General features: G+C 54.9%; 13 protein-coding genes and 1 pseudogene. 3 read left to right on the plus strand and 11 right to left on the minus strand.

Going from position 1 to position 13,015, the window contains the following annotated elements:
• Positions 1-16: 16 nt before the first annotated feature.
• Positions 17-841, minus strand: a complete 825-nt coding sequence (locus FE783_RS11670; RefSeq protein WP_158301750.1) for a M55 family metallopeptidase — start codon at positions 839-841, stop codon at positions 17-19.
• 203 nt (positions 842-1,044) lie between these two features.
• Here FE783_RS11670 and FE783_RS11675 point away from each other — a divergent pair, with 203 nt between their 5' ends.
• Entirely contained in the window at positions 1,045-1,944 is a 900-nt protein-coding gene (locus tag FE783_RS11675; RefSeq protein ID WP_158301751.1) for an AraC family transcriptional regulator, read from the plus strand.
• 72 nt (positions 1,945-2,016) lie between these two features.
• On the opposite strand, the gene FE783_RS11680 is transcribed toward FE783_RS11675, so the two are convergent.
• The 3 genes from FE783_RS11680 to FE783_RS11690 form a co-directional block, all read right to left on the minus strand.
• Complete coding sequence (locus FE783_RS11680) at positions 2,017-2,883, minus strand: MurR/RpiR family transcriptional regulator (protein ID WP_138879524.1); 867 nt, start codon at positions 2,881-2,883, stop codon at positions 2,017-2,019.
• A gap of 18 nt (positions 2,884-2,901) precedes the next feature.
• Positions 2,902-3,765: a sugar phosphate isomerase/epimerase family protein gene (locus FE783_RS11685; protein WP_138879525.1), complete on the minus strand. Its 864-nt coding sequence runs from the start codon at positions 3,763-3,765 to the stop codon at positions 2,902-2,904.
• An 85-nt stretch (positions 3,766-3,850) separates the two neighbouring features.
• Positions 3,851-5,095 carry an MFS transporter gene (locus FE783_RS11690; protein WP_238402994.1) on the minus strand — a complete coding sequence of 415 codons (1,245 nt, stop codon included), beginning with the start codon at positions 5,093-5,095 and terminating at the stop codon, positions 3,851-3,853.
• 147 nt (positions 5,096-5,242) lie between these two features.
• Between FE783_RS11690 and FE783_RS11695 the strand changes: the two genes are divergently transcribed.
• On the plus strand, positions 5,243-7,459 hold the full coding sequence (locus FE783_RS11695; protein ID WP_138879681.1) for a HelD family protein: 2,217 nt from the start codon (positions 5,243-5,245) through the stop codon (positions 7,457-7,459).
• Positions 7,460-7,523: 64 nt separating this feature from the next.
• Here FE783_RS11695 and FE783_RS11700 read toward each other — a convergent pair whose 3' ends face one another.
• Positions 7,524-8,462 carry an MBL fold metallo-hydrolase gene (locus FE783_RS11700; RefSeq protein ID WP_238402995.1) on the minus strand — a complete coding sequence of 313 codons (939 nt, stop codon included), beginning with the start codon at positions 8,460-8,462 and terminating at the stop codon, positions 7,524-7,526.
• 82 nt (positions 8,463-8,544) lie between these two features.
• Here FE783_RS11700 and trhA point away from each other — a divergent pair, with 82 nt between their 5' ends.
• Complete coding sequence (trhA, locus tag FE783_RS11705; protein WP_138879527.1) at positions 8,545-9,192, plus strand: PAQR family membrane homeostasis protein TrhA; 648 nt, start codon at positions 8,545-8,547, stop codon at positions 9,190-9,192.
• Between the two features lie 91 nt (positions 9,193-9,283).
• Here the strand turns inward: trhA and FE783_RS11710 are convergent, their stop codons facing one another.
• The 6 genes and pseudogenes from FE783_RS11710 to FE783_RS11725 all read right to left on the minus strand — a co-directional run bounded on the left by FE783_RS11710 (position 9,284) and on the right by FE783_RS11725 (position 12,996).
• Entirely contained in the window at positions 9,284-9,670 is a 387-nt protein-coding gene (locus tag FE783_RS11710; RefSeq protein ID WP_274381441.1) for an NUDIX hydrolase, read from the minus strand.
• 39 nt (positions 9,671-9,709) lie between these two features.
• Positions 9,710-9,838 (minus strand): annotated as a pseudogene (locus tag FE783_RS38960) (zinc ribbon domain-containing protein); the annotation flags it as partial.
• Between the two features lie 191 nt (positions 9,839-10,029).
• Entirely contained in the window at positions 10,030-10,188 is a 159-nt protein-coding gene (locus FE783_RS37485) for a hypothetical protein (RefSeq protein ID WP_158301753.1), read from the minus strand.
• Positions 10,189-10,374: 186 nt separating this feature from the next.
• Positions 10,375-11,268, minus strand: coding sequence for a fumarylacetoacetate hydrolase family protein (locus FE783_RS11715; RefSeq protein WP_138879529.1), 894 nt, complete (start codon positions 11,266-11,268; stop codon positions 10,375-10,377).
• Positions 11,269-11,343: 75 nt separating this feature from the next.
• Positions 11,344-12,087 (minus strand): amidohydrolase family protein, encoded by a 744-nt coding sequence (locus FE783_RS11720; protein ID WP_138879530.1) that lies wholly within the window; start codon positions 12,085-12,087, stop codon positions 11,344-11,346.
• Between the two features lie 129 nt (positions 12,088-12,216).
• The gene (locus tag FE783_RS11725; RefSeq protein ID WP_138879531.1) at positions 12,217-12,996 is read right to left on the minus strand and encodes an IclR family transcriptional regulator; all 780 of its coding nucleotides are present in this window, start codon (positions 12,994-12,996) and stop codon (positions 12,217-12,219) included.
• Positions 12,997-13,015: the final 19 nt, after the last annotated feature.

Raw genomic sequence — 13,015 nt, forward strand, 5'->3', positions numbered from 1 at the left:
GTCGATAGGATAATTTCTATGAATCCGCATTCAATGACTTGCCGCCCAACAAACGAATGATGCTGTCGGGATGCTCGTCTCGGTGGGTATAGGCCGCCTTCGTTCCGTCGCTGCGGTAACGAATTTCCCGCCGAAACGGCGCTTCTACCCGCAGCAGCGCGAACTGTTCCCGGTTCTCGGCAAACCGCCGCGCCGCCCGCTCCGCGCCTTCCCGAATACGGGTCCGCGCCAGCTCGGGATGAAGATGAATCGCGCCGTTATTGCGCTCCTTGTACCCTTCCGTGCCGAATTCGTCACCGCTTCCCGGCATCAGTCCACGTTTGACCGCAACCGTTTCGATTCCTTCGATCAAAGCCGAAGCTTCCTTCGCGAAAGCCTCGTCTCCCGCTCCGAAGATCGAGCGGATGCCGAGAAAAGCGCCGCACATCGCCAGTTGGCCGAATTCGCCCACGGATACCCCGTTCATTCTGTAATCGATTACGTTAAACCAGCCCGTATGCGCCATCTGGGCAAAAGGCGTTCCCGCTTTGGCGTGCTGACCGACCCAAGCTATCGCATCGAAAGAAGCGTCCAGCATCGAGTAGTAGTTGCCGTGATAAGGTCCGCGCATGAATTGGGCCCGTGGGTCCAGCAGCAGATGATTGATCCCGCCGTAACCGTGCCCGTCCACGACCAAGAACTCCGTGGCGCCTCCGGCGGCAAAGCCTTCGATCGCGGCGTTCGTTTCCAGCGTCAGCAGCTTTTTGCCTTCCTCGTAATACCGGCTGCCGGGCACGACCCAATCGTCGTGGTTAATCATTCCCGCAGAGCCTTCCATGTCGGTCATGACGAGCAATTTCATGCCGGCCGATCCTCCTCGCAATGATTCGCCCGAGCGGCCGCCGGACAGGCAGTTTCCGCAGCGCACAAGGGGCTTCCTTTTCTCGTATGTAACTATATAATAAAAGTAAATGAAGAACATGACAGAACCGTCGATGCGATATGTCACTTTTTAACATAGAATCAATATTCCACGGCAGTCGTTATGACCAAGGGGGAAAGATTATGCCGAAAACGATATATCCGGAATACCAGGAGCATATCGGCGGACTGAAAATGACCGCTGACGGCAAGCAACGATTTTTTATAAACGTCGGTACCGTCACGCAGTCGGCTCTGCACCATCATGATTACGCCGAGCTTTCCTACTACGTGGAAGGAACGGGTTCGGAGTCCATCAACGGCGTAGCTCACCGTATTCGTCCGGGTACCGCCTCGTTTCTTCTCCCCCACCATATGCATAAGCTGGAGAGCGACCCTGGCTTGACGATGCGCAAATACCGGTGTATGTTCGATTTGCCGCTGCTGTTCGGTGAGCATGAGGACTCCGAGTTTTCGCGGCTGCTGTACGGCATCGGTACGACATCGCCGTCGTTCGCGGATTTCGATGGAGCTGGGGCGGAGCGGATGACGGCGACTATGGAGCAGTTGCACGAGGAATATGCCATGCCCGACAGTCCGGGCAGACGCCATATGATCCGGCTGAAGCTGAGCGAAGCGATCCTGCTGTTCATTCGCGCCGGCAACGGAAAATGCTCCGTACCGCCGGCGGACGAACGCGATGAAACCGTCAAAATGTCGCCGCTGCTGCAATACGTACACCTGCACTATACGGATAAGCTGACGCTGGAAGATTTGTCGCGGCAGTTCCGCTACAGCGTCCCCCATATAAGCCGGTCGTTCAAGGAGCATACGGGAAAGCGGTTTCACGATTACGTCCGCCAGCTTCGCATCGAGAGCGCGATTACGATGCTTCTTCACACCAACATGTCCGTAACCGATATCGCCGCAGCGGTAGGCTTCGATTCATTCCGAACGTTCGCCCGCGCGTTTCGGGACATGAAGGGTCGGACGGCAAGCGAATTCCGCAGTCTAATGAGAGAATCAGGCGGAGCAGCACCGTAACCATCGTGCAACAAACAAAGGGATTCCATTTCGACCGCAGAGGTCAAAGTGGAATCCCTTTATTCGTCTTGATTAGTACAGCTTGTCCAGCACTGCCTTGGCCGTCATCTCCAGAGCCTCGTAGGTACGCTCCTTCTGGCCGAGCGCCACGGCGGTGGACAGTACGTCCAGCGCATGGATTTGCGACATTTTGGAGGAAAACGAGCCTCCTTGAAGCGGGCTTTCCTTGGAAGCGGTCAACAGCACGACATCCGCAAACTGGGTAACCGGGGAACGGGCATGGCTCGTCAAGCATAAGATGCGAGCCCCTTTCCGTTTCGCGATTTCCAGCGCATCCACGAGATCCTTCGTACTGCCCGACGTCGATACTCCGATGACAACGTCGCCTTTCTTCAGCAGCGCCGCATTCATGGCGATAATATGGGCGTCATTCTCGGCCGAGCAGTCGTACCCGAGCCTCATGAACCGGTATTTGCCGTCGATCGCGGTAATTCCGGAAGAACCGACACCGAAGAAATACAGCTTCTTCGCCTCACGGATAATCGAGATCGCTTTGCGCAAGTTCTCTTCATCGAGCAGCGTCGTCGTATTTTCGATATTTTGCCGATTCATCGCGCTAATTTTTTTCACGACAACCGACAGCTCGTCCTCGTCCTGAATGTCGCCATGTATATTTTGCGACGGGGTTGACAAGTTTTGGGCGACGGACAGCTTGAATTCCTGATACCCTTTAAACCCCAGCTTCCGGCAAAATCGGATGACCGACGTCTCCCCGACGCCGGCCTTCTCAGAAAGATCGGTTATCGTATAAAAGACGGCTGCTTCGGGCTCCTTCATGACGACATCGGCGACCTTCTGCTCCGATTTCGTCAAGGAAGTGTAGATGCTCGATATTTTCAGCAGCGTATTGTTCAAGTCCGGTATTTTTGCATGTTTCATACAAGTTTCACGAACGGCTTATACTTCGTTCCATATACGGAGCGCATTGTCAAGAGCCGCTTTCGTCCCCCATTTGCATTCCTCTTTGCCTTCGAATTCGATCGAGATATAGCCGTCATAGCCGGACGCTTTCACGACGCGAATGACTTCGTACATGTCGATATCGCCTTGTCCGACGATGGCTCCGCGCAAATAGTTGCCGCTCGTGGAACGGAACCAGCCTTCTCCCGGATTGCGGTACGACGGACGAACGTAGAAATCCTTCAAGTGAACCATCGAAGCGTACGATACGCTTTTCTTGACGGCTGCAACCGGATTCTCGTCTACGCACAGGAAGTTGCCGATATCGATCGTATGGCGGAAGTTCGGGCGGTTGACAGCCTCGATGATCCGATGGACGCGCTCGGTGGCCTGAACGAGGAAGCCATGGTTCTCGATACTGGTGACGATGCCGTACTGACTCGCATAATCGGCGATTTCCACGCTCGCTTTCACGATCGTATCGAAGTCTTTCTCGAATTGCGCGGTTCCCGTTTCCGGAATCGGTCTGGACGCGACGTCATGGCGCATCCGCTTGACGCCGAGCCGGTTGGCGACGTCCACATGCTTTTTCACGCGCTCGATCTCGGCACGGTATCCGGCCTCGTCCAGGTCGATGAATTTGGCTCCGATCGCGTAGTTGGAAATGTCGATTCCCACTTCCGCGGCTTTATTCACGATCGCATCCGTCAAATCGTTGTCATTGTCCAAAGAGAACCCGATCGGCACGATTTCGACGTGCTGACCCCCGTTGTCGGCGATCCACTGGATAGCGCCCAGCACATCGAATTCTTTGGCGGCGATCGCCCTTGACAAGCTATAAGTGCTTACTCCTAGTTTCATATGAGAATCCCTCCGATAGGTTTTTGTTCCTTTATCATTGTAACCGGACCATGCCGGTTTGTCTGCCATTATTTTCACCGGAGACTCATGAAATTCCCTTCCATTTGCCGCGTCCGTCGTACCATTTTCTTATCCCGGCAAACAATCCGGCCTGCCGGACGAGAATTAGAAACAGCAGCATCAATCCCATGCAGCCTGCAAGCAGCCATACGGTCGCTTGCGCCGGGAATGTTTCCATCGTCCACCCCGACAAGTACGGCAGAAGCGCCCCTCCGGAACCGTTGACCGCCATGAGCAGGCTCGTCGTCCGATCCGTCCGGCCGGGCATCTGCATATTGGCGTAGATTAGGGCGATCGCAAACATGCCGGACATGAACAGGCCGACTAGGAATGCTAGAACGAATCCGGTTTGCAGCCCGCCGCCTGCAGCCAGACCGCCGAGAACGACCACCGCTCCCCCGGCCGATACGAGCAAAAACCGGTAATAGCCAAAACGGTCGGCCAACAGACCCGTAGCCGTCCTTCCGACAACCATCCCGATCCAATACACGCTGACGACAAGCGATGCGGCGGAAGCGCCGGCAAACCGGTCCTCCATAAAGACGGATGGCAGAAAATGAATGATGGACACCTCGCTGCCGCCGTAAAGAAAGAAAAATAACGCGCACAAAACGAAGATGTACTTATTTTCACCCTTATGGCTCTTGGACCGGCTCCCTTCTCCCTTGTCCGTATTCCGGCTGTCCGTGTGAACTTCAGCCGTCAGCGCCCCCCGTACAAGCGTCCGATCCAATTCTCCGAAGGAAAGGAACCCCCATACGACTGCGAGCAGCAATGCGCTGAGACCCAGCACCGGAAAAGCGAGCAGCCAAGAGTCTTTCACGATCAGCCAGCTGACGAGGAAAGGCATGGCGAGTGCACCGGCCCCGAACGTAATCTCCAGCTTGCTCATGGCGGCAGCCGGACGTTCCTTCGCGGCAAGCAATATGAGCGATCCGATGCTCGCCTCGACTAGACCTGCGCCGAAACCTGCGACAAACAGCAGCGGCATCGTCATTCCCCAAGGAGGCGAGACGATAAACAATGTTTCAACGGACATGCCGACGAGTCCGATCCCGACAGTCCATCGCCGCCCGACCAGCCGGATCATGAACGGCATGCTGAGCACTCCGCCGAGCAAGCCGATAAACTGGATCAGGACAAGCTTCCCGCCGTCCCCATACCCTTTCGAATAATGAGCCAGAAGCTCGGGCAATACGGAACCTACGATTACGAGCGTGAACCCGGTCAGCACATAACAGAGGCATCCCATCCACAGCAGCCGTTTCAATTCAAACGCCTCCGCATCCAGTATTCGTACAATAACATTCATTCTATAGAAATCAGGGAAATGTTCAAGTGAAAAGTCCGAGCCGTCACCCGGAAAAATCGGCTATACATGAAGTTGGATTTTCTTTTTGCTTGTCCGTATGGTAGTATGAAGGTCTATTTTTTGCAAGGTACGTCAAGCCGCATAAATTTGGAGGTAACTGAATTGGAGATTCAAAGTGCCTATCAAGAGGAATTGGAGAAGCTGGAGCGGACGTCCGGCTGGATCGACCGAAAGCTGAATGACCTGCGGGCGGTTCCGCGATATTTCGGAGATAATTTGACCGAACAAGTGCTCGAATCGATTCGCGAGAGTGCGCGTCGCAACTTGTCCGGCGCCACGGATGAGCCTTATTTCGGACGGCTCGACTTTCAGGAGCAGAAGGAAGGCACTGCACGGCCTCTCTACATCGGCAAATTCGGCGTAGAGAACGATTCGACCGGCGAACCGCTCGTGATCGACTGGCGGGCGCCCGTAGCGAGCCTGTTCTATTCGTTCACGGGCGGCGAAGGTCCCGCTTCCTATGAGGCTCCGGACGGCCTTATCGAAGGTCTCGTCTATTTAAAGCGGAATCTCGTCATCCGCAAACAAATTTTGCAGCGTGTCGTCGACACTTATGACCGCAACAGCGACAGTCCTGCCGTTACCGACGAGTTTTTGCTGTACCGTCTCGGCGAGAACAAAGACAACAAGCTGCGCGATATCGTCTCCACCATTCAAGCCGAACAGGACAAAATTATACGTTCGGCCAAAAACACGGCGCTCGTCATCCAGGGGGTGGCCGGGAGCGGCAAGACGACCGTAGCGCTGCATCGTCTCGCCTTCCTGCTGTACCAGTACCGGGAACAGATTCGCGCTGAAAAAATGATCATTCTCGCACCGAACCGGATGTTCCTGGACTATATTTCCTCCGTATTGCCGGAGCTCGGAGTCGGCCATATCCAACAAACGACTTTCGAGGATTGGGCGCTCGGTACTTTGGAGGACAAAGTGGCGTTGGCCGACGAAACGGAGCGCAGAGCACGCTGGTTCGCTTACGGCGGGAACAAGCCCGCTATCGATGACGAGGCTCCCGGCCGCTTCAAAGGATCGATTCGTTTCATGGACGCCGTCCAATCGGCGCTGGTTGAATACGAAGGCTCCTTCGTTCCCGATGAGAGCTTCGAGCCATGGCCGGGTGCGAGATGCTCCGCCTCGAAAATACGGGAATGGTTCTACGGGGAATACCGGCACTATCCGTTAATGAAACGGAAGGAGCGGGTCGAAGGAAGAATCAAGCGTTGGCTCGAGATGGAGCTGAACGAGACGCGGGACCCTAACGTAAGGAAAGACCGGAAGAAGAAAGCGGCCCAGAAGCTGAAAGCTTTCTGGAAAACATGGCCGGACGATTCGCCCTTTACTTTCTACAGATCGCTCTTTCCGAGTGCGGCCGGCGGAGACGATGAACCGGCAAGAACGATTGCCGGCCTGACCATTCCCGGACCGGTTGCGGAAGAGTCCGCGAATGCTTTCCGCAAAAACAAGCTGTTCCCGGAAGATCTTGCTCCTCTGATGCTGATCTATGACTTCATGTACGGAATCGACGGTGAGCGGACATTCGACCATGTCGTCATCGACGAAGCGCAAGACTTCTCGCCGTTTCAAGTTGCGCTGCTTAACCGCCATGTCAAGAGCGGATCGTTTACGATACTTGGAGACTTGTCCCAGGGCATCCACGCTTACAAAGGCATTAGATCGTGGGACGAATTTATGCATTTATTCGGCGAAGGCGACCGCGCCTATTTCACGATGGAGCGCAGCTACCGGTCTACGATGGAAATTATCCGATTCGCCAATGTGATATTGGAGAACGGCATTCCGGGCGCGATGCAAGCGGTGCCCGTCTTTCGCAGCGGCGATAAGGTGAAGGCTCTCCGGCATGACCCGGCGAAACGAACCGATACGATCGTTCGGGCGATTCGCAAGTTGGCGGGCGGTCCCGCTTCCACGATCGCGGTGATCGGACGGACGGAGCAGGAGTGCAAGCAGCTGCATACCGCGCTGCTCCACGAAGACATCTCGGCGACGCTGATCGACGCTCAACGGCAAAAGTACGAAGGCGGACTATCCGTCGTCCCGGTTCATCTCGCCAAAGGATTGGAATTCGACGCCGTCATCCTGATCGATGCTGACGAAGAGCATTACGGCGCCAACGAACACGACGCCAAGCTGTTGTATGTAGGATGCACCCGTGCGCTTCACGACCTGTGGGTGCTGTACGCCGGACGGCCGTCTCCGTTGATCGAAGGGGCGGACGACGAGTTTGTCAAACAAATCGAGGCTTGACTTCTCAGCGACAAAAATAGGCTTTGGGCGATCGACAGGCCCCAAAGCCTTTTGCTTCATCCATTCAGTTTATTCCGACCAGCTCTCCCAGCTTGGGAATCAAAAGCCTGCCCTCCTGCAATCCGCTCGCTTGCCATGCTTCGTGCAGCCGGTCCAGCGCCTCCTTCGGCGTATCATCGGCAAGCCGAAACGCGCCGTAATGCATCGGAACGAACGTCTTGGCTCCGACGTCCTTGAACGCTTGAACCGCTTCTTCCGGCGAGACGTGCTGGGGGGACATGAACCATTCCGGTTCGTACGCTCCGATCGGCATCAGCGCGATATCGATATCCCGGAACTTGCTCCCGATTTCCGCAAAACCGCGAAAATACCCGGAATCGCCGGCAAAATAAACGGTCTTCTTCGAATGCCCGATGCCGACCGGCCCGTCCGATTCGATCATCCAGCCGCCCCAATGGGAACGATTCATGTCCCATAGCGATCTTCGGGTCCAGTGCTCGGCCGGAACGAACGTAAAGGTGAGCATGCCGATCTTGCGGCTTTCCCACCAACTGAACTCTTGCACGTTTGTTACGCCTTTACGCTTAAGCAAGGCGGCAACGCCAGCAGGTACGAGATGGAGCGGGCTTCCTTTAAGCTTTCGCAGCGACGGAATATGCAGATGGTCGTAATGACTGTGTGAAAGGAGCACGACATCGACGTCCGGCATATGATCGATCGCAATTCCGGGCGGGGACAGCCTTCGCTCGAAGCCCATCCGGTTCGCCCATACGGGGTCGGTCAAAACGTTCATTCCGCCCATTTGCAGCAAAAAAGTGGAGTGCCCGATCCAAGCGAAGCGGCATGCCTCCGGCGAGACTGCCAGTTGCTTCGGATCAAGCGGCGCGCGTGGAATTTCGAACGATAAATCTTTCACCTTTGCTTTGCGTTCCTTACGCCAAGCTTGAAGATCGCGAAACGTCGGGCTCTTCGGCGCGCCGTCCATATTGTTGTAGCGGGTCACTGGCCTGCTTCTCCCCTTTCTTTCCTTCTGCACTCCTATAGGTTAAAATAGTTAGCAAACGATAGCAAGCGAGGAGATTCGAATGAGGTATTCGGTTCGCGAAGAAATCGCCAATGCGATCAGCCACGGGATCGGCGCGATGCTTAGTGCCGCCGCTCTGGCGATACTGGTCGTATTCGCCTGCCTGCACGGCGACGTCTGGCATATTGTCAGCTTCAGCATCTTTGGCACGACGCTCGTTTTGTTGTACACGTGCTCCACACTGCTTCACAGCTTTCGCGAAGGAAAAGCGAAGGATATTTTCGAAATACTCGATCATTCCGCCATTTATTTGCTGATCGCCGGCACTTATACGCCTTTCCTGCTAGTTACGCTCCGCGGGCCTGTCGGTTGGACGATCTTCGGCATCGTGTGGGGACTAGCCGTCGCCGGCATCGTATTCAAGGCGTACTTCGTCAGCAGATTCATTCTGCTGTCCACGTTGTTCTACATTATTATGGGGTGGCTGATCGTATTTGCCATTAAACCGCTTTATGAGCAGCTGCCTTGGAACGGACTGCTCTGGCTTGTAGGCGGAGGGATCTTGTACACCGTCGGAACGGTATTCTACATTTGGCGCAAAATTCCGTATCATCACGCGGTCTGGCATACGTTCGTCATCGGCGGAAGCGTCTGTCATTTCATCGCGATCCTGTTCTACGTCCTGCCTATGCCGGGAGCGGCCGGTTAAAGCTAAGTCGACTATCGTCCCACCCTCAACTAATACTGCTCGCCAGCTGCCGGCCGAATCTGAATTCGGCCGGTAAATGGTCATGCCTCATTCAGCGGCTCGAACGCTGTTTCATTTTCTCCGCGTACAGCTCCATCGTCCTCCTGCTGCCTCCGCGCTGCGGGGAAATCGCCGGAAATTGCTCAAACCCGAATAGCTGCACTCGGCCTTCCTCGCTGTCCCTGGCGTTCCCTCCGATTGCCCGCGCTTCATAGTAAAAGTGGATCATAGGTCCGGGGTAGCCTACCGTTTTGTTGAACCCCCACCCCAGCAGTTCTGTAATGGCAACATGATACCCTGTCTCCTCGTAAGCTTCCCGTATAGCCGCTTCTTCGGGCGATTCGCCGTATTCTCCATGACCGCCAGGTAGAGCAGCCGGGAATTGTTCGGGGGCATCGGGCGGCATAATGGCAACGATTCGGGTGTCCACCGTTACCAAGATGATGACTCCCATCGCATTTGTCGGGTAATGTACCCACCCGCAAGAAGCGCAGCTTACGCGATCAATTTCGTCATCATTGAGTACTTTTTTCACAAGCTCCGTACGACACATCGGACAAAACTGATATCTCAAACGCGGCAATACAAGTTCAGGGTATGACATCATGGTCGATACACTCCTGCTCCTCGATTAATAGGGACATTTTTCATCCCTATAGGACTTATTTAGTCCCGCGATATCATGTTATCACCCATTATTTGTAAGATCAAGACCATTTTCCAATCGCGGACAAAAGCAAAAACAGGCCGCCGGCGCTTGCTCCCGTCAGCCTTCTTCAGCTTTCCATAATCCCCATTCTACTTGAACTCCATCTGCTCCAGCGTAACCGGATACCGATCCCAGATAAATTGCATATCGTACGCATACGTGTCGGTCTCAAGGAAACGAAAAATAGTCACGAAGATGGCGGCGAAAAACGCTAGGCAGCCCGTCATGCAAACCAGAAACATGCCCATCGGAACATCGACTCCCTTCCGGTTGTAACCGCTTGCATACTATCATATGAAGCTCCTCCCCAAAACAAAACAAAAATCCCCTCAATGTGGAGTCCCCGAAACATTTATGTGCTAAAACGGCAAAAAAAGCACCCTCGTATGAAGGTGCTTTTTCACTGCAAGCGGCTTGAAGGCCGGCCTGGATGATTATACTTTCTCCGCAACCATCTTGTTCGTGATGCTTCCGAGCTTCTCGATCGACACGGTGACGACGTCGCCGGGCTGCAAATAGACCCGTTTCTCCGGCGGATACCCGAGTACGACGCCTTCCGGCGTTCCCGTCAAGATAACGTCGCCCGGCTCCAACGTAAGATGGCGGGACAAGTAGCTTATAATTTGTTTGCAGTTGAAGATCATGTCGGACGTATTGGAGTTTTGACGCTGCTCGCCGTTGACGTGACAGCTGATTTGCAAATTGTTCGGATCGGGAATTTCGTCCGCGGTTACAAGCTCCGGTCCGAGCGGCGAGAAGCCGTCGCACACTTTGCCGAGCATCCATTGGTTCGTGCGCAATTGAAGATCCCGCGCCGACAAGTCGTTGGCGGTGCAGTAGCCGAATACGCTGTCAAGCGCTTGCTCTTCGCTTACATGCTTCGTGCGGCGACCGATGACGATGGCGAGCTCCGCCTCGTAATCCACCTCTTTGGAAGTAACCGGCAATTCGACGTCGTGGCCGTGACCGGTCAGCGTGTTGTTGAATTTGTTGAACAGAATCGGGTACTCCGGAATTTTCGCATTCGTTTCTTCGGCATGCTTGCGATAGTTCAAGCCGACGCAAATCAGCTTCTCCGGACGGGTCACGCACGGACCGTATACGACCGAATCGGCGTTCAACCATGCTGCGGCGTCCGTTTCCGCTTCGCGCACGAGCGATTCTACCGCTTGGCGGGCAGCCGCTCCGCCTTCGATCAATTCATGTACCGTTAAAGGAAGCGAGCTCCCTTTGCCAGAACGGGCGGCAGCCGTTACGTCCAAAATGCCGCGATCTGTTTTGACGCCTAAATGGTTCTCATTTTTCGTTTGAATGGTGACGAGTTTCACGATTAAGTCCTCCCCGTATGGCAATCGTCAGTCTATTCCGTTCATCCGCCGCTTGTCCGGCCGCGCTCCGGTACGTCAGCTGATCAGCCGGAACAGCTTCCTTGCATTGTTCGAATAAATGTCTTCCCTCTGCTGCGGGCTCAAGTCCGCTTCCTGAACTTGGGCATAATTCGTTATGAACGAACAGCCGGGCATATCCGAACCGAACAACACCCGGTCGGACCCGAGCTGGCTCACCGCATAATCGATGTCTTCCCTCCCGAACAAGGAACCGGAGAAATCGGTCCACACATTCGGCTTATCGCGGATCGCCTTAATGCCGTGGTATGCATTGCCGCCCAAATGAGCCATGATCAGCTTCGCCTCGGGGTACCGGTCGGCGAGCTTTGCAATGTGTACGCCTGTCGTTTCGTCAGGCAGTTGATTGACCGCTTTATGAAAAGCGTGAAGCAAGATCGGCACATCTAACCGAATGCAGCGCTCCACTAGCGGATAAACGAGCGGATCGTCGCAATATGTAGCGATCCAGAGCTTCAAGCCGACCATGCCGTCTTCTTCAATGCCCCGCCGCAGCACGTCCACCGCATTCGCGTGGCGAGGATTGACATACACGTATCCTTCGACCAGCCCCGGACGTTCCTTGCGGAAACGTACGATGTCGCGGTTATGCCGATCGATATCCGTCTCGTCCGGATATTGCCGCGCGATTCCGGAAACGATGATTTTGCCGATTCCGTACCGTTCGCAATTTGCAATCAATTCCCGGGTATGCAGTTCGTATCTGCCGCCCCAAACGTGCGTATGCATATCGATGATCATCGGTCATCCAGCCTCCCGGCCAAACGTCGGATCGCTCCGTCATTCTCTATGGTAGCGGAACGGGAGCGATGTGTAAACACGTTTTCAAGTATTTTCTGTGTCAAATTGATCAGATGATCTGATATTTACCTAAGACATATAATACAGCCGGGTGCTGATTTCTTTGGCGCCTTGCAAGACCGAACGGCCGATGCGCTCCCAAACGCCCGGCTCCCATCTCGACTCCGGCATCGATACCCCCAGCGAGGATACGATCTGCCCGGAAGCGCCGATGATCGGAGCAGCGACGCAGCGAATGCCGTGCACCGATTCGCCCATACTGTATCCGAGCCCTTCGGCGCGGATCCGTTCGATCTGCTTCATCAGCTCGCCGAAATCGGTAATCGTAGTATCCGTTAGCCTGCCAAGCTGCTTGTCGGGATACAGCTTGGCGATTTCCTCTTCCGTCATTCCGCTGAGCAGCACTTTGCCCATCGCCGTAGCATGAAGCGGCAGCTGCATCCCCAGATGCGAGACGAACCGAACCGGGTGAGTGCTTTGCTTTTCCGCGATATAGAGCGCCATTTCGCCGTTGCGGATCGTAAGGAACACCGATTCGTTGATGTCGTCGATCATTTTTTGGGCGGCGAATTGGAATTCGCCGGCCAGATCGGTCCGCTGGGCGTATTTGCTGCCGATTTCGAACAGCTTATAGCCGAGACGGAACGTCTTCCCCTGCTTGTCGGACTCCAAATACCCTCGCGCAAGCAAGTTTTGCAGCAACTTGTAGGCGCTGCTGGCCGGCATATCCAGCTCTCTCGACAGCTCCGTCAGATTGATCGGCTCGTGCCGTTCGGCGAACAGTTCGAATATATCCAACACCCGGGCGGCGGATTTTACGGTGGTCGCTTGTTTCTCGGTTTCTTTCATAAGTACCCCTTTCCGGCGT

It is taken from the genome of Paenibacillus mesophilus (genome assembly GCF_005938385.1).
Classification (GTDB): Bacteria; Bacillota; Bacilli; order Paenibacillales; family NBRC-103111; genus Paenibacillus_AB; species Paenibacillus_AB mesophilus.